Source organism: Rhizobium sp. 32-5/1 (assembly GCF_029537235.1).
In the GTDB taxonomy this organism is placed as follows: Bacteria; Pseudomonadota; Alphaproteobacteria; order Rhizobiales; family Rhizobiaceae; genus Pararhizobium.
Genome location: NZ_CP120639.1, coordinates 414,143 through 434,411, shown reverse-complemented (window position 1 = coordinate 434,411; position 20,269 = coordinate 414,143). Strand labels below are relative to the sequence as shown.

Genomic DNA, 20,269 nt, shown 5'->3' with positions numbered 1-20,269 from the left:
ATCGTCACGGTCCGTAAGAGTTGGCACCCCAGAATGATCTGTTCGGGGTCTTGGGCGTCAGACGTGTTGCGACTTGCAGCACGTCTAGGATCCTGCTGTCCCAAGTGCATAGTGTGAAAAGGATCACGTACGAGACAGGTGCCGTCAGCAGCGCCCAAACCGTGTTCGTGGCGAGCCAGGCAATGATTGTCAGGCCGATGACGATGACGACGGCCATATACGGGACGCCCCAAAGCGTCGGCGACCGGGTCAAACCGATGATCAGGGGGTGAGGACCGGCTTGTCGTCTTCAAACTCTGCCATCGGTCAGTTCCCAACGGTCGACATCAACTGGTCAACAATCGCGGGTGCTCCAAATACCAGGCCAATGCCAAGCACGACTGCGCCAGCCGTGAACCAGCTGAGACGACCGGCAAAAGCCAGGAAACCAAGGGAGATGACGGCGATGATGGCAACCAGTCGGCCGAACGGCCCGGTAATGAAGTCGACCACAGCCTGCACGACCGTCTGAAGTGGGGCAAATGCCTGGTTGGTGGCCTGCGCCATGGCGACACCTGCGATCGCCACTTGGGAGATCGCGATGATGGACACGACCGTAGCGAGCCGTAGCGTCTTCGTATGCCGGTGGAATGGGATGACTTTCATTTTGCCTCTCCTCTTCGTTTAGAAATGCATGACGCCGTTGACGAACTGGGTACGTCGCGTGCCGATGACATCGCTGGCCCGCTGCTGCGAAAGCGGTCCAGTATTCCTGGATAACGCTCCGCGCCGCAGGCCCTGCAGTTGCAGTCCCAGTTGGCGGTTGATCACAGAGGCGACGTAACGGATCGTTTCAGCATACGGCGGGATGCCGCCATTCTCGTAGACAGCGCGGCTGCCGGCGTTGTAGGCGGCCGCCGCAACCAGCGGATTCTTGAATTCGTTGATGAGCGCTCTGAGATGACGGACACCGCCGTCGATGTTTGATGCCGGATCACACGTGTCCCGCACACCAAGATCCGATGCGGTGTCGGGCATCAGCTGCATCGGTCCGCGCGCGCCCTTCTGACTATTGCGGACCTGATCGAAACGGCTTTCGGTCCAAGCGATCGCCTGGGCAAACCCTGGATCGACGCCATAGGTTGCCGCGGTCGTGCCGACAAGATTCTCAATTTCCGCCGGCGTCATAGGAGAGGGACCGCATTCGGTCGAAAGCGCTCTTGGCTCGACGAAATTAGAATAAGATGTGTTCATTTTCTTCGGTGTCGTGATGCCTTGTGAATGCACCGCCGGATCCGCGTCTGCCAAGGAGTCGGTGGCAATATCAAACCTAGTTATGTTCATATCGTGTCCGCCATCTGGCTTGGCCAGCGCGCCAGTTGAATCCAGCGTGAAATCCCTTTGGAAGCTCGAAGCGCCTTGATGAGTGGGGAAGGTTTTTGCCTCGATCGAGAGCAGATCCTCTCCAGAAAAGCGCGAAATATCAAAGCATTGCACGTTGCTCGGTGTGAACGCGAGCAAAGGGATGGCGGCCAATACTCTTGTGTTCATCGATCTCAAGGTTCGCCTCCTAAATTCGTGTCCCGATTAAGCCGGCGCTCGCCGTTGATCGAGGTTCTGAAATTTGGTGTGCAGATTTTAGTTGAATCTGTTACTCAACATGTTCATAGTTACATCGAAAGAAGTGAGTTGAAAAGCCAAAAAATGCATTCGGTGGCTGTAGAAATGATAACACAAAGGGTAACAATCTTTTCGGAGCCTCGAAGTGCTCTCGCTTTGCCTGTCATTCTCTTTGCCGCCCATGCATGGGCTGGCGGGGCAATCGATCCCGCCTATGTGAAATCGCTGGCAGCCCCCGGAAAAGCCGTTCTGGTGATCGAATATTATAACCCCGACGGAAAGGTCATTGACCGTAAGGGGTTCGCTTCGCCGACTGGATTTCGTGCAAAGTCGCCGGTGGATATTGTGGTCGATGCCGAAGTCGACCTGCACCTGTATGGGCTAGAGCCGTGCCTGGGCGAGATGGTCAATCGGAAGGAAGGTTTCGCAGGTCGCTGTGGTGACTACGCCCGTGACCAGCTCGATATTTTGCTGACATCGGCCAAGGTGATCTTCTGCCGCGCATTCCTGACCGAGGGAAATGCCCGCCTACAGGACGCAACCTGCTTTGGATATTACAATTTTCCAGGCTCTTTGGACGCAGTCGATAATCTTGAGGAGCAGCTGGTGTCGCTCGGTGCCCTTCGACTGTCAAAAAAACGGGACGGTACTTTGATGCGGCCAGACCTGGCGGATGCTGAAAGAGCTGGCCGGCGCGGTTTCGGCATGTGGGCTGATCCAAGGGTGCAGGCCCAATGAGACAAGTCCTAATCAAAAGCGCAATTGCCGCTTGCCTCTCGGCGACAGGAGTGAAGGCGGGGCCCGCCGGCCTTTTCCAACTCACGCTAGGCGTCATATTTGAGACGGGAGATACTGTTGTTTCTCAAGGTCGGCGTGTTCGGCTCTACGGGCTCCAGTCTTGCTTGCGGGGCACGGCGTATACAGACCGGTCAGGAATCCGGCGCGATTGCGGTGAAGCGTCGATCGCGGTCTTGGCCGCGTTTATCAGGGACACTAACCCAGTCTGCAGCCCGGTAGCTGAACAGAGCGATCTGACCTTCGTCGTCTGCTACGCCCAAGTCGGGAACCAGCGGCTTGATCTCGCAACGATGATGATCATAGAGGGCTATGGCTTTGCAAGCCTGACAACTGATGGACTGCCCGTCCATGCGCCATACGCGGTCGCAGAAGAGGAAGCACGCGAGCAGCGGAGAGGGCTTTGGCAGTTCAAGCATGTTCAGCACCCGGCGAGGCTTTTGAGCCATGCCGCGAAAAAGTCCAGGAGCGCCCCATGATCAGGAAGGTGACGTTCGCGGTTTCCGTTTTGCTTTTGGTTCCCGGTCAGGCCAGGGCGGCCGATTTGATGGATAATCAGATGGCTGCCGGCCGCAGTATCGTAAAGGGGCGTGTAGCTGTGATAGACGGTCGCACACTTTGGTTTGCCTCTGCCCGCCAACTTGTCCGGCTCAGCCAAATTGAAGGCTGTGAGCTGCCACAATGGGCCTTTGATCCCAAGAGCACCCACCCCCGCGATGGTTCTCTTACCCCAGTTCCTTGTGGTGCCCTAGCGAAGGCTTGGTTGAAGCGCACCATTGGCAACCGCGTCGTCAGATGCAGCGTTGGCTTTCGGGCCAAATCAGGCGTTGTGAGCGGCAAATGCAGCGCCGCTGGTCGGGATCTCGCTCACGAAATGCTGCGCGTTGGATGGGCAAGACTGACAACACCATTTGGGAATGACAATGGATATTCTGAGGCACAAGGCGACGCTGTCGCGGCCCGCAACGGGATGTGGGCGACCTATGTTCTCGACATGACCGAGTGGCGTCGCAAGGCCATCGACCAAACGACAGGCCGTCGGCCGTTGGCTGACCTCAATCTTCTATCCGAGCGCCGGAGTGGCATCTCGCCGCCGTTTGCGGACATGCGCCGTCAGCCGGCGCGTCGGGACCGGTAGTTTTTGACTGACAACAACACGGGTGATCGCCATGAAATATGCCCTCCTCCTAATGCTCTCAGTTTCCTTCCTCGGTTCGTTCACAGTGTCTGCGCAAGCAAGTGAATGGGGGTGTGAGGTCTTGCTTTGCGCCGCCTCAGCCAACCCATCCTGGCGCGGTGTAGACACCTGTCACGCGCCTATGGAAAGATTGATTTCGGCCATGAAGAAACCAGGGTTCTCCTGGCCCACCTGCCCGGAAGGTGGCGCCGGCAAGCCCGGTTATGAAAAATACGCAGAATGCCCGGTGGGATGGACGGCGGCCGCCGCTGAAGACCGCGCTCGGAGTAGCGGGTTTTTGCGGGAGCCATCACGGTGCATGCGTAGAGTAGTGAGATGTAAAAGCGGATACAGCTTTTCCGACACCCGGGGTAGTCGTACTGAAACGACCGTAGATGGTGTCACTCGCGTTTTCGCTGCCAACGATAGATGCGTGTATAGGGAATACAAGCGGCGGCCGCTGCGACGCGACCCCCACTTCTTTGACATCAGAGACGAGATCACGGGAGAGGTGAACCGGTTCTGGTTCAGTTTGCAACAATAATGCAAAACCGGCTCAATTACGCAATGACTTTCGAAGCGCCACACGAAGTGGATAGCCATTCGACCACATCGTAATGTATGACTCCGTGCGTTGCGGTTTGGGATAAAATATGACGACGAAATTGGACGGTCACATCGCTGAGTTGGGGCTGGTGAAGACATCGGATCCCGAAAATGAGAAGCCTGTCTATAGACGTGAGGGATTCGATGGTATTGTGACGTTCGAAGGTCTCGATACGAAAGTGGGCGAGGCACTTCGGAACTGTCGCCAGCAAAGGGATCTTAGCAGAGCGGAGCTTGCCACCCTTGTCGGCTTGAGTGAGCAGGTATACGGCCGGTACGAGCGCAACTCATCGAAGATGCATGTCAGCAGGATGATTCATCTGAGTGAGGTTCTTGGGGTGTCGCCCCTTACGATGCTTTACTCGGCGGCGCCCCACCTATGGGGCGCGACTGACAAAGAGGCCGAGACAAGATTCCGGATGATGAAGATGCTGGAAGATCTTCCGTCGGAAACAATGTCGTCGATCGTCACGCTCTTGGAGACGGTGGCAGTTTTGCAAGATGAGACCACAAGATCCAAGAAATAACAGCCTTAGGTTGGTTCGGCAGTCATCGCAGATGATCAACCAAGACACAAGTCACCGCCACTGTTTCCCGGATCAAAAGAGTTCAATTCCATTGGAGCCTATATCGCTAGTCTTTGTATGAATTGTAACGGGGTCAATTTGTCAAATCCTATAAAGGCTCCACATGTTCGATGAGAATGCGGTCTTCAGCGAAGAAGATGCGCGATAGAGCTTTCTAGCTCAGACATCGTTGACGTATCGAATGACGATCGGGTTTCTGCAAGAAAATGAACCAAATATAGGAGTTTGGTCTGCGCTTCGTGGACTGAAGAAGGTTGCCATCTAATCAAGGAAATTCTCAACCTTGCCTCATTTGTTAGCGCTCGCGCTAGAACATCAGTGGCGACATTTCTATCCATTTGGTCGCGCTTAGCAAATTCTACTTCCGCAAGGGATCGCGCATGATGCTCAGCCACCGACATGAATGTGCTTCCGTAGCAGTCGTAAATCTCGCGCTTGCAAGGTTGAGAGCGTATCGTCATCCGCTCTTCCTTTCGTGTTTCTGCGCCGCCCGGCGTGCTCCGTACTCCCCAGCTCCCATCCATGTCGCCAACTCGGTATAGGGCTCCGGGTCATACACATATTCGGCCGGTATGGCGGGATGAACCATTTGGGAAAGGTAGCGCCGGAGATTTTGCTTACTGTTGCTTGCCGCAAGGCCGTAGAAGTTCCCGCTGTTCCACGTCACGACACAGTATCGGAAATGTGCATAAACGGCGTTGGCCATCTCCGCCAAGGTGACCTCGCACTCGTGCATTGTGGAGAGAACCACTCTCGATTTGCGTTGAATTTCCGCGAGCCCAAAATACCGCGTTTTGAAGCCGAAATCCTTTTGGGACTCTCGCGCCGCATAGTCATCGGGATCTGCAGCGCGAAATTTCTCCATGAACAGGAGAATGCCGTCTTCGTTGAGATGACCTGCGACAAACTCGATCTGCCTTTGTCGATTGGGAGAGTACATCTGGAACGTGGTGTCTTCTAGGATGAAGTCGAAACCTCCCGAGAACTGTTGGAGCGTTTCTTGCGAGCGGAGATAGTCCTTTGTCACCCGATGAAATGGACCGAGGAAGAAGTGAGCGTGCGGCGGTTCGCCGAACGCCATAAAGCACCTGTAGTTTTCTTCGCTGGGACTGCACGATAGAGATTGGATTTTTCCGCGGCTCAATTCGGAAAGGGTGCGCGCCATCGTGCCTTCAGCGGTGCCGAGGCTGTACAGCGAGACGTGGGTCGAGTTAAGTTCGGCGTAGCGCAGGAGTGCATGCGCCATGCGGCACTCCTCCTCCAAGCGATACGGGATGCTGCCGTGGTAATGCTGGTCGAAATTGCCTTGGCGGCGCGCGTGCAACTCTATTAGCCGATAAAGGAGAGGATCGGTGGGCAAGAGGCGGGTGTCTATGACGGGCTTGCGGATTGGCACTCCACTTTGCCCGGCTGCAGTCTCGTTAAAGAAACCGGCCAATTGATTTAAACGTGGTCCAAGGTCGCATTCGGTGAAAAAGTCATCGATTTTTTGCATTGCAACATTCCTCAGAAAGACAATCGAAAGTACGACACCGGCAGTGGGATGGAAGAAATTCAGTAATGATCGTATCGAGTTGACCCTTTCAAACACCGCACACCGCCATACAACGAGGTGGTACGATAGAGTTCGAAGGTCCGCTTTCATTTGCAATGCCGCATTTTCATGAAAGTGCCATCATCCGCCAACCGTGGGTTAATCCAGGATTGTTTGGCAACTCGCGGTGATGATATCTTCTGGAGCGGATTATCGAGTAAGGAATAGCTTCCTTGAAGGAATCGCATGGCTTCCAACCCGATGAGGTTCGTCGTTCTGATCATAATTCCCTAATTCATCATCATGTCGACTGGGGAATGGTGCGGGCGGACATTGTCAAGCGAACTGGTTTGTCCCGCCAGGAAACGCGACTGGCACCCGAGCGTCACGTCTTTCTGATCAATCTCAAAGGCAAGGCAAGAGCGGGTGAAGATTTCGTTGAAGGGCGCCGCGTTGCCTTCACGCCCAGGGGGCCTGGCTCCGTCGTTTTCGTGCCAGCACACTGCGAGTGGACGGGATGGGACGAGGGTGATCCCACGGGTTCTTATCTGTTCGTGTCGGTGGATCCAGCATTCGTTGAGCGGTCGATTGGCCCCGGATATATCATGGAACTGCAACCAGCGATTGGGTTTCGCAACGCTCCGATCGAAGCGTCCTTGGAGAAGATCGGCGCGGAAGTCAAAAGTCCCGATTCAATCAGCGTCATCATGGTGGAGAGCCAAGTTACCCAGCTATTCGTGCAACTTCTCAGATTGAATGGGCTGGGTGCCGAGCCAGCCAAGGGTGGTTTACCACCATTCGAACTCAATCGCGTCATAGCCATCATCAAGTCTCGAACGGCGAACCCACCAAGTCTTGACGAACTTGCTCACGAAGTGGGCATTAGTCGTCGCCATTTCTTCCGCGCATTTAAACAATCGACGGGGAAGACCCCTACACCTATGTTGCAGAACATCGCCTTCAGCGTGCGGCCGATCTACTTCGAGCATCGAATCTCTCCGCGACTGAAGTTGCTCTCGAATGCGGTTTCGCAAGTTCAAGTCACTTTACGGTCGCATTCAAGCGCGCCTTCGGCGCAAGTCCGACTGAATTTCGGCGCGGGTGACGTTGTTAATGGCACTGCGCAGTGATTTTGGCACAATTTGGGAAGTTTGGCCTGATTTCGAAAGCGGGGCAGGAGGCACTCGTCTACTTCTCTAGAAGCTCCACCAGCGAAGATCGCCATATGCGTCTACCAGCTTCTGTCGCAGTTTCCGGGCCGACAAGTCACGGACATCGTTCTTTCCATTGGTTTCTCGCAAGTGTTTTTGCTTCGGCGGTGGGGCGAAACGCATATCAAATAGCGTCTGCCTGGATTCTGGTGGTGTCGGGTCACGGTAGCCCAGCTGTCGCGGCTTTCTTTGCGGTTGTGAGCGTAGCGGAACTGGTAGCAAGCCCGGTCGCCGGATGGATGTCAGACCGTTATGATCGTCGCGTACTGTACGCGGCTGCGGATGCCGTCCGGTTTGTGGGTGCGTCGTCAGTCGCCTTCTTGCTGATTGCGAATGATCCTCTTTGGGTTATCTGGTTGTCAGCGGTCCTGTTCGCGACCTCAGATCGGATCGCACTTACGGCCTCCCAATGCATGATACCATCAGTAGGATCGGGATTTGCATTAACCACAGCGAACTCCGCGGTGTTTTTCCTTACGCAATCTGGAAGCCTTTGTGCAGCATCGTTAACTGGGCTTCTGCTGTACGCTTCCACACCTGCGATTACCTTCGCGGCCATGGCCGTGGCGTTTACACTGTCGTCCTTATGCATGCTCTTTGTCAGGCGAGAGCAGGTTGTAACCCAACGCTGCGACGCCGATCCCATATATCCTAAGTTTCATTTGGACGTGCGCTTGGTCTATCTCGGTGCCGTCTATGCATTTCTGTTTACCGGGGAATGCTAATCAGCGTTGTCGGCCCAAGCTTCATTCTTGAAGAGCTGGGAGGAGATGCAATTGACTTTGGCCAACTTGAAAGCGCTTGGTCTGCCGGTTCCATCCTGGGTGTCCTCCTTCTCGTGCCACTGATCCGCGTTGTTAAAATTCACACTCTGCAACTAGCGGTCCTCGCGTTGACCGCAATGTTCTTCACTCTTCTCAAAATTTTGGATCTGCCATCGGTGCTCGTTGCGTTCGCGATCCTGGGCGTATTGTACAATCTTGGCAGAGTGGGCGTTGAGGTCATCCTACAGTCCATCGTCCCCTGGTCGACCTTGGGCCGGGCAAAAGGTGCGGTTCACGGCGTCGGGGTTTTGCTTGGCTTAATTCTCTTCGGCGCCATTGCCGCACTGGCAGACGACATCCCGCCCTCTACGTTTTTTTGACATTCGGTGTCCTCCTTGCAGCCGGCGCAATTGTTCTCACCCTATGTCGCCCGCGGGTCTAGTGCGAGGTCGTGCAATCCGGATTGGTTCGAACGCCTCCTGGCCACCCGCTGGGATCCGCTGTGGCGCGCCTGGCGCAAGAAATCCGGCGCATGATTTCATGATCAGATCGCGCAGTCGTATCAAACCGCTGCAAGCGCGAGCGCCTTAGACATTGCATCCTCGACAAAAGACAGCCGAGGATCTTTCCAGTGAACACCAAGCCTGCCGCCGAGAATTGCGAACCGGTTCAATCTGAGACGACGACCGCAGCACTCTGCGTGGTCGATTTGAAAAAGCGCTTCGGCCACCTCGAAGTCATCAAGGGTCTGTCCCTCCAGGCTCAGCGTGGCGACGTCATCTCCATCCTCGGCAGCAGCGGTTCAGGAAAAAGCACGTTCCTGCGCTGCCTGAATTTTCTGGAGGAGCCAAATGCGGGGGAGATCTGGGTTTCTGGACGGCAAGTGAAAATACGGGGCGGGTTGACCGGCGGGAAGGAAATCAACGAGCTACGCAAGAAGCTTGGCATGGTGTTCCAGAATTTCAATCTGTGGTCACACAAGACGGTTCTTGCAAACATAATCGAAGCTCCGATTCACGTTCTCGGTATCTCCAACCGTGAAGCCTGTCTTCGGGCGGAAGAACTTTTGTTGAAGGTCGGCCTAGCCGACAAACGTCATGCCTATCCCTCGCAGCTCTCCGGCGGCCAGCAGCAACGCATTGCCATCGCGCGAGCGCTGGCCATGGATCCGGAAATCCTGCTTTTCGACGAGCCGACGTCGTCCCTTGATCCCGAACTTGTCGGCGATGTCCTGAAGATCATTCGCTCGCTTGCCGACGAAGGGCGCACGATGCTGATCGTTACACACGAACTCGGGTTTGCCCGGCAAGTATCCGATCGGGTCGTGTTTCTTCATCAGGGTCGAATTGAAGAGGAGGGAAGTCCTGACGCGCTATTCGGAAATCCAAGCTCTGCGCGCTTCCGGCAATTCCTATCGGTTCAGGGTGAAGGGTTCCGGCAATGATGGACCTGCAGGGCTTCGGCGAACAAATCGCTTTGGGGGCAGTGACCACACTTCACGTGGCAATCACTAGCCTGGCGCTGGGATCAGCCGTGGGCCTTTGCGGAGCCTTGGCGAAACTTGGCCCCAATCGGTGTCTAAACAGGCTTGCCGCTGGATATACAACCATTATTCGCGGTGTTCCTGAACTGCTCATCATTCTCATTCTCTATTTTGGCGGCACCGTGGCGTTGACGGCGATTTGCGGCCGATATGTCGAGGTAGACGCGTTTTCCGCTGGCATTTTTTCGTTGACGATCGTTTTCGGAGCATACGCAACCGAGGTGTTCAGGGCCGCAATTCTTGCGGTACCCGGGGGCCAAATTGAGGCGGCCAAAGCCCTTGGCCTGACGAAACTCCTGGTGTGGCGGCTCGTGATCATCCCTCAAATGTGGCGGTATGCGCTGCCAGGGCTTGGGAACCAGTGGCTGACCTTGCTGAAGGACACCGCGTTAATCTCCGTTGTCGGGCTCGAAGATCTTATGCGCAAGACCAGCGTCGCCGCTGGCTCTACCCACGACCCCCTGACCTTCTATTCGATCGCCGCTGGTCTCTATCTGTCGTTCACCTCCGTTTCCCTAGTCGGCCTGGCGCTGCTCGAATGGCATGCCAGCCGCGGCGTGCGTATAGCAAAATGAGGACCTGGCTATGAACTGGTATCTGATCGTTGATGTTCTTCCGCTTCTGCTGGACGGAGCCTTGCTCACTGCAAAATTGACTGTCGTATCCATTGCGCTCGGCTTTTTCTCGCGTTGCCATTGGCACTGCTGCGCGCGTCTTCGTCTCCTTGGTTCTCTCAGCCCGTTCTTCTTTACACTTTCATGTTTCGCGGGACGCCTCTGCTCGTGCAGCTATTCTTGATCTACTACGGCGCCGGCCAGGTAGAGTGGGTGCGGTCGAGCGTTGCATGGTGCATCCTAAGGGAACCATATTGGTGCGCACTCATCGCATTTTGCCTGAACAACGCTGCCTACACGACTGAGATCCTGCGGGGCGGGATCCAGGCAGTTCCCTCGGGCGAAATTGAGGCTGCAAAAGCGCTTGGGATGTCGTTTGCGCTGCGGACACGACGTATCGTCCTTCCCATCGCGTTCAGACTCTCCCTTCCAGCCTACGCCAACGAAGTGGTTTTGATGCTGAAGGCCAGTTCGCTCGCCAGCACGATTACCCTCATGGAGCTCACCGGCACCGCTCGCAAGATCGTGTCGCAGACCTTTTCTCCCTACGAGGTATTTGTCTCCGCAGCGCTCCTCTATCTTGGTTTTACATTTCTGATCGTACATCTGTTCGATCGCCTGGAACGGCGGTTGGCAATCCACACGCGCCGAATTCAAGTCGTGAACGACAACGGCGTGCGAGCAAGCGCCGTTGAACAGGCGATACCCGTGCGGCAGGTGGCGCGATGACAACACTTCTCATGCCGTCACCAGAACTACACACTCCAAGTCTCACCAGCGCCGCCGAAAAGCGAGGGAGCTGGTATGAGATCGACGTTGATGCAATTCGGCACAACTATAAACAGGTTCGAGGCCATCTCCCCGTGAGCGTGAAAGTCTTCGCCTGTTTGAAACGCAATGGTTATGGCTGCGGTGCAGGTGCGGTCGCCGGCATTTTGAGCAGCGAGGGTGTCGATGGTTTCGCGGTGGCCTCGTTGCTCGATGCCGTCGCGATCCGCGACGCGGGCGTAAGGCTTCCGATTCTCCTCTATCCCGGCGCGTTGCCCGTAGCAGCATCTACAGTAGAGTCGCTGGATCTCACCATCACCGTGTCAAGCGCGGAGGAGTTGCGGCAGTGGCGTGCCGCCTTGAAGAAGACGCGCGCGTTCGTAAAGGTTGATCTTGGTTTCTTTCGTGCAGGTGCCACACCGCAGGAGGTTTGCCGGCTTCTCGTGATGGCCAATGCGCATGCAGATGTAAAAGTGGAGGGCATCTACGCCCACATGAGCGAGCTGCCCACCACGAAACCTTCTGATGCGTCAGACCAACTCGGTCGCATGCAGGTAGTCTTGCAGCATGCACGAAATCTCGGTGTTCGGCCGGCAGTCGCCATGATGTCCAGCACCGAAGGGGTTCTGAACCACCCAGAGATGGACCTGGATGCGGTCGATCCGGGAGCTCTGTTCATTGGTCTTCCAGAGTCCGATAAGCCTGTCCGTCCGGTAAAGCTGCGACACGCCCTGAAAGCAATCTCGACCAGCTTGATTGCGGTAAAGCGAATTGACGCGTCCATGGGGCCGGTACCAGCCATTCCCGGCTTCGAAGCCGGGATGCTTATCGGGGTGCTCGGCATGGGTTGGGGCGATGGCTACCCCCGGGATATTCCCAAGGGCTCCGAAGCCATCGTCGGCGGAAAGCGGGTCCGGCTACTGCGTCCGGCCCATTTGGAGCACCTGCGCATTGATCTTACCGAAGTGCCAGAGGCTCGCTTTGGAGACCGGGTCGTGCTGCTCGGCCACCAAGGCAATCAGGTCATCACTCACGACGAACTGGCTCGTCTTTGGGGCACCGACATGGTTGGCCTCTATGGCCAGCTTCGGGACCACATCCCGCGACTCTACACAGGAAGCCATCAAACAAATTCAAGAGAGGATCTCAAATGATCACATTCAAAGTGATACTGCAATTGTTGTTGGCCACCACAATTGCCAGCCAAGCCCATGCGCAAGACGGCAAGGCAATCAAGATTGCGACGGAAGGCGCCTTTCCGCCCTGGAATTCAGTCGATACGTCTGGAGAACCGGTCGGATTTGACATTGATGTCGGCAGGGCGCTTTGCGAGCGCGCGAAACTCGAATGCGTGTTCGTTACACAGGCTTGGGATGGCATCATCCCGGCCCTCAATGTTGGCAAATTCGATGCGATCATGGCCGGAATGTCGATCACGGAGAAAAGAAAGCAGGTCATCGCCTTCTCCAAGCCCTATGCACTGACATCCAGCTATTTCGTCGTTGGTAAGTCGCTTGATCTTCCGGCAATGGATAGCGGCCTGAAGATCGACCTCTCTTCCGAAAATCAAGGCGACACCACCGCTTTGCACGCGCTGAAAAAAATCTGGAGGGGAAAGTGATCGGTGTACAGGGATCGACCAACGCTGAATCGTTTGTGCGGGACTACCTCGGCGATTCAGTCCAAGTCCGCACCTACGATAAGCAGGACAATCTCAATCTTGATCTGGTCTCGGGTCGCATTGATGGCGGATTGGCGGACTACTCGGTTTGGAAAGTCTTCCTGGAATCGAAGGAAGGTGCCGCCGCAGTGCTCTACGGCCCTCGAATCTCGGGCGGTGTATTTGGTCCCGGTGTCGGGATAGGTTTACAAAAGCGGGACAAAGAGCTCATTGAAAAGTTCAATGACGCAATTGAAGCGACCGCAGAGGATGGCACGCTGAGAGAAATAAGCCTCAAGTGGTTTGAAGCCGATCTGGTCTCGCCGTAACAGCTTGCCACCAAACTCGTGCGCTATCCTATTGTCGCTCACACGGGCAACGCCGCTGCGTTCCCGCCATCACGATCTTGCAAATCTATCCGGAAATACCGAGGGGAATGTATTTCCCGCGTAAAGCTGTCTTTTGCGAGCGCGGCGAGGGGAGAGGTTCGAGAACCGAACCGGCCGAGCGAGATAAGTGGATCTCGTTTCAAATTCCGTTGCCACTACGGGCGGTCAAGAGGTCGTCGTGGTCGCACCTCATGCAGGCGTTGAGGCCGTCACCAGGCATTTCCGCAGCTCCTGTCAACGGTCGCTTCATGCGTCCGTCAACAGAGTCGAGAGGTCGGGTGTTCCGCCGACGTGACTTACTGCGGGAGGGGCAGGAGGTCAAAGTCGGCCTTGCGTCGCTCGCCACCTCTGCAGAGTTCCTCGGATGGTCCGATGCTTACCGTTGCCATAGAATCTAAAGCGACAGAACTACGCTTCGACCGCATCCTCCTGAGGCCTTTCGATAGTGACATGACTTGGAGAGGCGCCAAGTGCAAGTCTGCAATTGCGGCATGCAAAAAGCGATGGCCATCAGCCCGATGACGACCGAGACTCACACGCCGACGTCTTCGCTCTTTTGCTTGTAGAGATCACGGAAGTCGCGTTGGAGATTCATCATCTTCAGAATGCCGTCGCGTGACTGATTGATATGCTGTCGCGCTTCATCGCAGGCCTTTTGAACATCGCGCGCGGCAATTGCTTCGACGATCGCATGGTGTTCGTCGCGTGCTTGCTGCCAGTCGTTCAATTGGGTCAGCTCCATCCAGACATAAACTTGGCACTTTTCCAGCAGTCCGTTTAGCATGTCGGCCAGCATGGGATTACCGCTATATCGTGCGATCGAGCGGTGAATCTCGAGCCCGGTCTGCATCTCCTGCAGACGCCCCCGCGGGGTGGGATCATGTGCGGCAAGCCGTTCGCATTCAGCCACGAGGCCGCGTAGCACATCGACTTCATCATCTGTGATGCGGGCCATGGCGAGCCGTGTGGCGTGCTCATCCAGCACGACGCGAATGTCGAAGACGTTGCGCAACATCGCTTCATCGAAGTGAACGACGGCAAAGCCCGTACGCGGGCGCTCAATGACCAGCCCATCGCGCTCCAGCCGGTTGAGGGCCTCGCGAACCGGCGTTCGGCTAACCTGCAGCTGTTCGACGAGCTCAAGCTCGGTCAGTCGCCGGCCCGGTGTCAATTGACCTGTGACGATCATCGCCTTGATCGCCTCATAGGTTGTTTGCCGCAGTTGGCCTCGGGCAATTTCGTTCATCTGAACCCCAAGTGATTAAGTGGAAGGACATTAGTCTTCCTAGATAGCGGTTGACTCGCCCACTCGCAACTGCATTATGTATACAAAAAGTATCCGTAGGTGATCGACAAAAAGTCGCGTTGCGGAATCGAACGAGGGAATTGCATGCAGGCCGACATGATCGTCACCAACGCCAGAATTCTGACCATGGATTCGGAAAGAACCGCGGCAACCGCCCTTGCTGTGGGCGACGGACGGATTCTCGCCGTCGGCGACGACCGCCAAATCGAGGCATTGGCGGGGAGGGCACCCGAAGGATCCAGGGTGCTGGACGCAGCCTGCTGCCCGGATTCATCGAGGCGCACATGCATGTCTTCGGCGGGGGTGCCATCCTCAAGGACCTGTCCCTGAACGGCGTTAAAGGCGACGACATCGTGCGGCAGACAGTCTGCGCTTATGCGGCGGCAAATCCGGATGCAAAGGTGTTGTTCTGCCAGAGCGTCGATTACGACATGCGCGACGGCGAGCCGATCGATCGTCACTATCTCGATGCCATCATTAGTGATCGACCGCTCGCCTTCGTGGCCTTTGATCACCATACGATGTGGGTCAACACCTTGGTGCTCAAGGAAGTTGACCTGCTGAACGGCAAGGCGCTCGGCCCCGGTAATGAAATCGTGATGGGCAAGGATGGCCTTGCAAGCGGTGAGCTTCGAGAAGTCGAAGCCTTCGGCCCTGTGAACGTCTATGCCGGCACCGATCGCGCCAGCCTGGGTCTGTCCACGGGCGGTGAGCCATTGGTGACGCCGACGCCCGAAGAGCGGGCACAGGATCGCGCTGCCATTGCCGCTGGCCTAGCCTGGTGCGCTCGGCATGGCATTACCTCTATTCACAACATGGATGGCAATTTCTATACGCTCGAACTGCTCAAGGAGATCGAGGAAGAGGGCGACCTGATCTGCCGCGTCAAGGTGCCGTTCCACTTCAAGAATTTCATGACTGTCGACATGTTGGAGAAAGCCTCCCGCATGAACGAAGCCTATCAGGGCGACTGGCTGAATTCGGGCCTGGTGAAGGCGTTTTACGACGGCGTCATCGAAGGCTACACCGCCTATCTCGCAGGGGGTTATGCCGATCGCCCCGATTTCACCGGCGAGCCGCTGTTCAGCCAGAGGCAGTTCACTGAAATGGCCGTCGAGGCTGATCGCCGTGGCTTGCAGATTGCGGTGCATTCCATCGGCGATGGCGCCGTCAATGCCGTGCTCAACGGCTACGAGGCCGCGCTCAAGACCAACGGCGCGCGCGATGCGCGCCACCGGGTTGAGCATGTCGAGGTGATCCTCGGAGACGATATTCCGCGTTTCGCCGAACTCGGCGCAATCGCATCCATGCAGCCTCCCCATCCTCCGGGGCTCATGGATTTCTCGCCGGAACCGGGCAGAACCCGGATCGGGCCGGATCGGTGGGCACTCGCCTATGCTTGGCGGACCTTGAAGCAAGCGGGTGCCCACGTCGTTTTCGCATCGGACTGGCCGGTGGCCCGTATTGATGTGCTTGCCGGCATCCATGCCGCCGTCAACCGCGCGCCTTGGGCGCCGGATCTTCCAGACCAGAGCTTCTCTCTGCAGGAGGCAATCGCGGCCTACACGGTGGAGGGTGCCTATGCCGAGCATGCCGAGGATCGCAAAGGCAAGCTGGCGCCCGGCTACCTCGCCGATTTCGTTATTCTCTCTGATGACATCGAGGCATTGCCGAAGGACGAAATCAAGACGCTTTTCCCGGTGTTGACCGTCTGCGGCGGTCGCGTAACGTACGAGGCCTGATCATGAGCATAGCCACGCATGTTGCTCCCGCCGCCGATCGAAAATCCGCCATCCAGACCATCGGCCTGCAGAAGAGCTACGGCTCGGGAGCAGCCACGTTCCTTGCGCTCGACGATGTCTCAATCGACATTGCCGAGAACGAGTTCTTCACTCTGCTCGGCCCGTCGGGCTGCGGAAAGACCACGCTGCTCCGGCTGATCGCAGGTTTCAACTTTCCGACAGACGGCCAGATCTTGCTGCACGGCAAAGATATCGCCCCGCTGCCGCCGTTCAAGCGGCCGATCAATACCGTGTTTCAGAATTATGCACTCTTCGCGCACATGTCAGTGGCGGAAAACATCGGCTTTGGCATGAAGATGCTGGGATGGCCCAAGGAGAAGATCACCGCGCGCGTGGCGGAAATGCTCCGCCTGGTACGCATGGAGGCGCTCGCCGAGCGCCGGACCAGCGCGATCTCCGGCGGGCAGCAGCAACGCGTTGCCTTGGCACGAGCGTTGGCACCTCAGCCGCAGGTGCTCTTGCTGGACGAGCCGCTTTCGGCACTGGATTACAAGCTGCGCAAGGAAATGCAGGTCGAACTCAAGCGCCTGCAGACTGAAACCGGCATTACCTTCGTCTTTGTCACCCACGATCAGGAAGAAGCGCTGGCGATGTCGGACCGCATTGCGGTAATGAGCAAGGGAAAGGTCCTGCAGGTCGGCAACCCCAGGGAAATATATAACGCTCCCGTCGATCGTTTCGTTGCCGACTTCATCGGCGAGTCCAACATCCTCGAAGGACGTGTCCTGGACGACGCGGGACCGGGCGCGTTCCAGGTTTACGTTGCCGGGACGACAATCACGGCCTACGGCCATGCGACCAGAGGCTCCGCGATACAGGTTCTGATCCGTCCGGAACATGTCGATGTTCTGGATATCGCCACACCGAACGCCCTTCCAGCCGAAGTCGAGAACGAAGTGTTCGTCGGCTCCGACACAAGGCTGGGGCTGAAACTGGAAAACGGTGCGAGGTTTACCGTGCGGCTTTCCAATAGCCCGGAACTCGACAGGCAGAGGACAGCCGGCGGCCGCGTGTGGCTGCGTATTCATGATCGTTGCGCCCGTTTGCTGGGAGCAGAGCATGTCTAGTCTTACGCAACAGGCCGCGGCGCATCAAGCTGCAACAGTCCGCCGGCGTTGGCTGCTCAAGGCGCCTGCACTGCTGACCATCATTCTGGCTTCCGTCGGCCCGCTCTCCGTCATGCTGGTCTATTCGATCATGGCAAAGGGAAGTTTTGGCGGCGTGAATCTCGGGCAGCTCAGTTTTGACGGCTGGATGAACGTGTTCGTTGAGCGCGACCCGTTTGACGACACACTTGTACTCGCTGACGCAAACCTGTTGATTCTCTGGCGCTCGATCAGGCTTGCTCTGATAACGACGATTGCCACTTTGCTGGTCGGCTTTCCCACCGCCTATTATATTGCCACTCGGCCCGAGCATATCCGGTCGCAATGGATGCTGCTGATTACCATCCCCTTCTGGACCAACCTGCTCATCCGCACCTTCGCCATTATGGGGCTGCTGTCGAACCAGGGCCCGATCAACAACTTTCTCATCTGGATCGGCGTTATCGATACGCCGATCCAGATGCTGTTCACTGATGGCGCGGTGCTACTTGGGCTCGTCTATGTCTATCTGCCGCTGATGGTGCTGCCGATCTACTCAAGCCTTGAACGTATGGATTTCAATTTGGTCGAGGCAGGCTACGACCTCTATGCCACCCGCCTGAAGGTGCTCTGGCACATCGTCATTCCCTCGTGCAAGCCAGGCATCATTGCCGGCTCTATTCTCGTCTTCATTCCGGCTATCGGTGCCTATGTGACGCCCCGCGTGCTGGGCGGTGGCAAGAACATGATGATGGGTAACCTTATCGAACTCCAGTTCGGCCAGGGCCGCAACTGGCCTCTTGGTGCGGCGCTGTCGATCTGCCTCCTTTTGATCGTGACTGCAGCCCTCATCTTCTACATCCGGGCAAGCTCGGCAAAGGACATCAGCCATGGCCACTAAAGCGAAAGCCTTCGACCTCAAGGCACAGCCCGGCTTTTCGGCGATCGCACGGATTGCCGTCGTCAGCCTGTATCTGCCGATCATCATCCTCGTGGTTTTCTCGTTCAATGCCACGTCGTCTCTCGGCGTCTGGGGCGGCTTCTCGTTCGGTTGGTTTGTCATGGCCTGGCACAACGACCTGATCATCAATGCAGCGCTCTTCTCGCTGTTTCTGGCCACGGTCGCCGGTGTCTTTGCCACGATCATGGCCACGATGGCGGCAATTGCCATGACCCGTTCGGATGCCTATCGCGGCCAGACGATTTCCTATGCGCTGATAAACCAGCCGCTGATCGTGCCCGAGATCGTGACCGCGATTTCGCTGTTGATCGTCTTTGCCGCGGTGAAATCCGCCACCGGCTATTCGGGCACCGGCTATCTGGTGATAGCGCATACTGCCTTCTGCATTCCCTTTGCCTATCTTCCGATCCGGGCACGCCTGGAGGGAATGGATCTCAACCTCGAAACCGCTGCGGCAGATCTTTATGCCGATCCGTGGAAAACCTTTGTTCATGTCACGCTTCCCCGGCTCGGTCCCGGCATCGTGGCAGGTTTCATGCTCGCCTTCGTCGTGTCGCTGGATGACGTCGTCATCACCGATCTCGTGAAGTCCGGCGGCCAGGAAACCCTGCCGACCTTCATGCTCGGCCAGATCCGTCGCGACATGACTCCCGAAGTCAATGCCGCCGCCACCATGCTGCTGATCCCGTCGATCCTGCTGGTGACCGCCGTGCATCTGATCAACCGCAAAAAATAGCAAAACCTACAGAGGGGTACCAATATGCGAATTTTATGGACGACATTGGCTGCGGGCGCGTTTCTGGCGGCCGCCAGCGGCGTGGCAATTGCCGAAGAGCCGGTCTTGAGCCTTTACAATTTCGGCAACTATACCAGCCCGGAGCTGCTTGAGAAATTCAAGAAGGAAACCGGCATTGCCGTCACGGTGACGGACTACGATTCCAACGATACCGCGCTTGCCAAGGTCCGCGCAGGCGGTTCGGGTTTCGATATGGTGGTGCCCGGTGCCAACTTCGTCCCGATCTGGATCGCGGAATCGCTCTTGCTCGAATCCCGCCCCGATCAGATGCCGAACTTCAAGAATGTCGAGGAAAACTGGGTCAACGTAGATTGGGATCCGGGCAGGCATTATTCGGTCCCTTGGCAGTGGGGCATGATTGGACCTGTCGTCGCGACATCCTTCTACAAGGGAGACATCAATACCAGCGCGATCTGGCTGGACCCACCGGCTGAATTGAAGGGTAAGATCAATGTCGCGCCGGAAAAGAACGACGTGCTTTACGCCGCCATCAAATACATGGGCGGCGAGTGGTGCACCGGTGACAAGGAATTGCTGAAGAAGGTACGTGACAAGCTCATTGAAGCTAAAGAATCATGGGTTTCGATGGATTATGGCATCGAGAAGATGGACAGCCGCGACACGCTTGCCCAGCTTTACTACAACGGGGCGGCCTACCGTGCCCGCAAGGTCAATGCTGACATTAAGCTCGGCTTCCCTAAGGAAGGCTATTCCCTGTTTATGGACAGCGTCGCCATCCTGGCAGATGCACCGCATCCCGAAAACGCCAAGGCGTTCTTGAACTTCATCATGGCACCCGAAAATGCCGCCCTAATCTCGAACTTCGCGACCTATGCCAACGGCATCAAGGGTTCGAGCGCTTTCATGAGCGAAGATCTCAAGAGCGCGCCGGAATTGAACATATCCAGCGAGCACCTGGCTGCAGCCGGCTGGCAACAGGTTTGCCCGACGGACGTGGATGAGCTCTATACGCGCATCTGGACGGACCTGTTGAAGTAAAGAGACTGGTTTCCCGGCGGAGCATCCCTCCGCCGGGGTCAAAATTTCCTCGCATCCCCACGGACAAAAGAAA

At 56.6% G+C, this 20,269-nt stretch carries 20 protein-coding genes and 3 pseudogenes; 17 read left to right on the top strand and 6 right to left on the bottom strand.

Annotated elements, in window-relative coordinates; genetic code table 11:
• Window positions 1-4 precede the first annotated feature (4 nt).
• The 3 genes and pseudogenes from P6U16_RS23685 to P6U16_RS23675 form a co-directional block, all read right to left on the bottom strand.
• Window positions 5-303: pseudogene (locus tag P6U16_RS23685) on the bottom strand (VirB3 family type IV secretion system protein).
• 3 nt (window positions 304-306) lie between these two features.
• The gene (locus P6U16_RS23680; RefSeq protein ID WP_277704717.1) at window positions 307-645 is read right to left on the bottom strand and encodes a TrbC/VirB2 family protein; all 339 of its coding nucleotides are present in this window, start codon (window positions 643-645) and stop codon (window positions 307-309) included.
• Between the two features lie 18 nt (window positions 646-663).
• Window positions 664-1,530 (bottom strand): lytic transglycosylase domain-containing protein, encoded by an 867-nt coding sequence (locus P6U16_RS23675; RefSeq protein ID WP_277704799.1) that lies wholly within the window; start codon window positions 1,528-1,530, stop codon window positions 664-666.
• 225 nt (window positions 1,531-1,755) lie between these two features.
• On the opposite strand from P6U16_RS23675, the gene P6U16_RS23670 reads away from it, so the two are divergent.
• The gene (locus tag P6U16_RS23670) at window positions 1,756-2,337 is read left to right on the top strand and encodes a hypothetical protein (RefSeq protein WP_349017752.1); all 582 of its coding nucleotides are present in this window, start codon (window positions 1,756-1,758) and stop codon (window positions 2,335-2,337) included.
• Between the two features lie 191 nt (window positions 2,338-2,528).
• Here the strand turns inward: P6U16_RS23670 and P6U16_RS23665 are convergent, their stop codons facing one another.
• Window positions 2,529-2,813: a hypothetical protein gene (locus P6U16_RS23665; RefSeq protein ID WP_277704716.1), complete on the bottom strand. Its 285-nt coding sequence runs from the start codon at window positions 2,811-2,813 to the stop codon at window positions 2,529-2,531.
• 56 nt (window positions 2,814-2,869) lie between these two features.
• Between P6U16_RS23665 and P6U16_RS23660 the strand changes: the two genes are divergently transcribed.
• Both P6U16_RS23660 and P6U16_RS23655 read left to right on the top strand, forming a co-directional pair.
• Window positions 2,870-3,532 carry a thermonuclease family protein gene (locus P6U16_RS23660; protein WP_277704715.1) on the top strand — a complete coding sequence of 221 codons (663 nt, stop codon included), beginning with the start codon at window positions 2,870-2,872 and terminating at the stop codon, window positions 3,530-3,532.
• 692 nt (window positions 3,533-4,224) lie between these two features.
• Entirely contained in the window at window positions 4,225-4,704 is a 480-nt protein-coding gene (locus tag P6U16_RS23655; RefSeq protein WP_277704714.1) for a helix-turn-helix transcriptional regulator, read from the top strand.
• 517 nt (window positions 4,705-5,221) lie between these two features.
• Here P6U16_RS23655 and P6U16_RS23650 read toward each other — a convergent pair.
• Window positions 5,222-6,259, bottom strand: a complete 1,038-nt coding sequence (locus P6U16_RS23650; RefSeq protein ID WP_277704713.1) for a class I SAM-dependent methyltransferase — start codon at window positions 6,257-6,259, stop codon at window positions 5,222-5,224.
• A gap of 356 nt (window positions 6,260-6,615) precedes the next feature.
• On the opposite strand from P6U16_RS23650, the pseudogene P6U16_RS28525 reads away from it, so the two are divergent.
• The 9 genes and pseudogenes from P6U16_RS28525 to P6U16_RS28515 form a co-directional block, all read left to right on the top strand.
• Window positions 6,616-7,190 (top strand): annotated as a pseudogene (locus P6U16_RS28525) (AraC family transcriptional regulator); the annotation flags it as partial.
• A gap of 24 nt (window positions 7,191-7,214) precedes the next feature.
• A complete protein-coding gene (locus P6U16_RS23640; protein WP_277704797.1) occupies window positions 7,215-7,403 on the top strand; it encodes a helix-turn-helix transcriptional regulator in 189 nt (62 codons plus the stop codon).
• An 824-nt stretch (window positions 7,404-8,227) separates the two neighbouring features.
• Complete coding sequence (locus P6U16_RS23635; RefSeq protein WP_277704712.1) at window positions 8,228-8,653, top strand: hypothetical protein; 426 nt, start codon at window positions 8,228-8,230, stop codon at window positions 8,651-8,653.
• 251 nt (window positions 8,654-8,904) lie between these two features.
• Window positions 8,905-9,717 (top strand): ATP-binding cassette domain-containing protein, encoded by an 813-nt coding sequence (locus P6U16_RS23630; RefSeq protein ID WP_277704711.1) that lies wholly within the window; start codon window positions 8,905-8,907, stop codon window positions 9,715-9,717.
• Window positions 9,714-10,391 carry an ABC transporter permease gene (locus tag P6U16_RS23625; RefSeq protein WP_277704710.1) on the top strand — a complete coding sequence of 226 codons (678 nt, stop codon included), beginning with the start codon at window positions 9,714-9,716 and terminating at the stop codon, window positions 10,389-10,391. The genes P6U16_RS23630 and P6U16_RS23625 overlap by 4 nt, the downstream gene beginning before the upstream one ends.
• Window positions 10,392-10,401: 10 nt before the next feature.
• Window positions 10,402-11,159 (top strand): annotated as a pseudogene (locus P6U16_RS23620) (ABC transporter permease).
• A complete protein-coding gene (gene alr / locus P6U16_RS23615) occupies window positions 11,156-12,352 on the top strand; it encodes an alanine racemase (RefSeq protein WP_277704709.1) in 1,197 nt (398 codons plus the stop codon). The pseudogene P6U16_RS23620 and the gene alr overlap by 4 nt, the downstream one beginning before the upstream one ends.
• On the top strand, window positions 12,349-12,819 hold the full coding sequence (locus tag P6U16_RS28520; protein ID WP_349017746.1) for a transporter substrate-binding domain-containing protein: 471 nt from the start codon (window positions 12,349-12,351) through the stop codon (window positions 12,817-12,819). Before alr ends, P6U16_RS28520 begins: the two co-directional genes overlap by 4 nt.
• Window positions 12,816-13,187, top strand: coding sequence for a transporter substrate-binding domain-containing protein (locus P6U16_RS28515; protein ID WP_349017745.1), 372 nt, complete (start codon window positions 12,816-12,818; stop codon window positions 13,185-13,187). Before P6U16_RS28520 ends, P6U16_RS28515 begins: the two co-directional genes overlap by 4 nt.
• 592 nt (window positions 13,188-13,779) lie before the next feature.
• Here P6U16_RS28515 and P6U16_RS23605 read toward each other — a convergent pair.
• Complete coding sequence (locus tag P6U16_RS23605) at window positions 13,780-14,493, bottom strand: GntR family transcriptional regulator (protein ID WP_277704708.1); 714 nt, start codon at window positions 14,491-14,493, stop codon at window positions 13,780-13,782.
• 344 nt (window positions 14,494-14,837) lie between these two features.
• On the opposite strand from P6U16_RS23605, the gene P6U16_RS23600 reads away from it, so the two are divergent.
• From P6U16_RS23600 to P6U16_RS23580, 5 genes are read left to right on the top strand one after another with little or no spacing between them, the layout of a single operon-like run.
• A complete protein-coding gene (locus tag P6U16_RS23600; RefSeq protein ID WP_349017744.1) occupies window positions 14,838-16,295 on the top strand; it encodes an amidohydrolase in 1,458 nt (485 codons plus the stop codon).
• 2 nt (window positions 16,296-16,297) lie between these two features.
• Window positions 16,298-17,422, top strand: a complete 1,125-nt coding sequence (locus P6U16_RS23595) for an ABC transporter ATP-binding protein (RefSeq protein WP_277704707.1) — start codon at window positions 16,298-16,300, stop codon at window positions 17,420-17,422.
• Window positions 17,415-18,341, top strand: a complete 927-nt coding sequence (locus P6U16_RS23590; RefSeq protein ID WP_277704706.1) for an ABC transporter permease — start codon at window positions 17,415-17,417, stop codon at window positions 18,339-18,341. Before P6U16_RS23595 ends, P6U16_RS23590 begins: the two co-directional genes overlap by 8 nt.
• On the top strand, window positions 18,331-19,137 hold the full coding sequence (locus P6U16_RS23585) for an ABC transporter permease (RefSeq protein ID WP_277704705.1): 807 nt from the start codon (window positions 18,331-18,333) through the stop codon (window positions 19,135-19,137). Before P6U16_RS23590 ends, P6U16_RS23585 begins: the two co-directional genes overlap by 11 nt.
• 24 nt (window positions 19,138-19,161) lie before the next feature.
• Window positions 19,162-20,196 carry an extracellular solute-binding protein gene (locus tag P6U16_RS23580; RefSeq protein WP_277704704.1) on the top strand — a complete coding sequence of 345 codons (1,035 nt, stop codon included), beginning with the start codon at window positions 19,162-19,164 and terminating at the stop codon, window positions 20,194-20,196.
• Window positions 20,197-20,269: the final 73 nt, after the last annotated feature.

Excerpts from the sequence above, each read along its gene's own strand:
- P6U16_RS23595 (WP_277704707.1), top strand. The coding sequence starts at position 16,298 with ATGAGCATAGCCACGCATGTTGCTCCCGCCGCCGATCGAAAATCCGCC.
- P6U16_RS23605 (WP_277704708.1), bottom strand. The coding sequence starts at position 14,493 with ATGAACGAAATTGCCCGAGGCCAACTGCGGCAAACAACCTATGAGGCG.
- P6U16_RS23625 (WP_277704710.1), top strand. The coding sequence starts at position 9,714 with ATGATGGACCTGCAGGGCTTCGGCGAACAAATCGCTTTGGGGGCAGTG.
- P6U16_RS23650 (WP_277704713.1), bottom strand. The coding sequence starts at position 6,259 with ATGCAAAAAATCGATGACTTTTTCACCGAATGCGACCTTGGACCACGT.
- P6U16_RS23590 (WP_277704706.1), top strand. The coding sequence starts at position 17,415 with ATGTCTAGTCTTACGCAACAGGCCGCGGCGCATCAAGCTGCAACAGTC.
- P6U16_RS23665 (WP_277704716.1), bottom strand. The coding sequence starts at position 2,813 with ATGCTTGAACTGCCAAAGCCCTCTCCGCTGCTCGCGTGCTTCCTCTTC.
- alr (WP_277704709.1), top strand. The coding sequence starts at position 11,156 with ATGACAACACTTCTCATGCCGTCACCAGAACTACACACTCCAAGTCTC.
- P6U16_RS23660 (WP_277704715.1), top strand. The coding sequence starts at position 2,870 with ATGATCAGGAAGGTGACGTTCGCGGTTTCCGTTTTGCTTTTGGTTCCC.
- P6U16_RS23580 (WP_277704704.1), top strand. The coding sequence starts at position 19,162 with ATGCGAATTTTATGGACGACATTGGCTGCGGGCGCGTTTCTGGCGGCC.
- P6U16_RS23655 (WP_277704714.1), top strand. The coding sequence starts at position 4,225 with ATGACGACGAAATTGGACGGTCACATCGCTGAGTTGGGGCTGGTGAAG.
- P6U16_RS23680 (WP_277704717.1), bottom strand. The coding sequence starts at position 645 with ATGAAAGTCATCCCATTCCACCGGCATACGAAGACGCTACGGCTCGCT.
- P6U16_RS28520 (WP_349017746.1), top strand. The coding sequence starts at position 12,349 with ATGATCACATTCAAAGTGATACTGCAATTGTTGTTGGCCACCACAATT.
- P6U16_RS23585 (WP_277704705.1), top strand. The coding sequence starts at position 18,331 with ATGGCCACTAAAGCGAAAGCCTTCGACCTCAAGGCACAGCCCGGCTTT.
- P6U16_RS23675 (WP_277704799.1), bottom strand. The coding sequence starts at position 1,530 with ATGAACACAAGAGTATTGGCCGCCATCCCTTTGCTCGCGTTCACACCG.
- P6U16_RS23600 (WP_349017744.1), top strand. The coding sequence starts at position 14,838 with ATGCATGTCTTCGGCGGGGGTGCCATCCTCAAGGACCTGTCCCTGAAC.
- P6U16_RS23635 (WP_277704712.1), top strand. The coding sequence starts at position 8,228 with ATGCTAATCAGCGTTGTCGGCCCAAGCTTCATTCTTGAAGAGCTGGGA.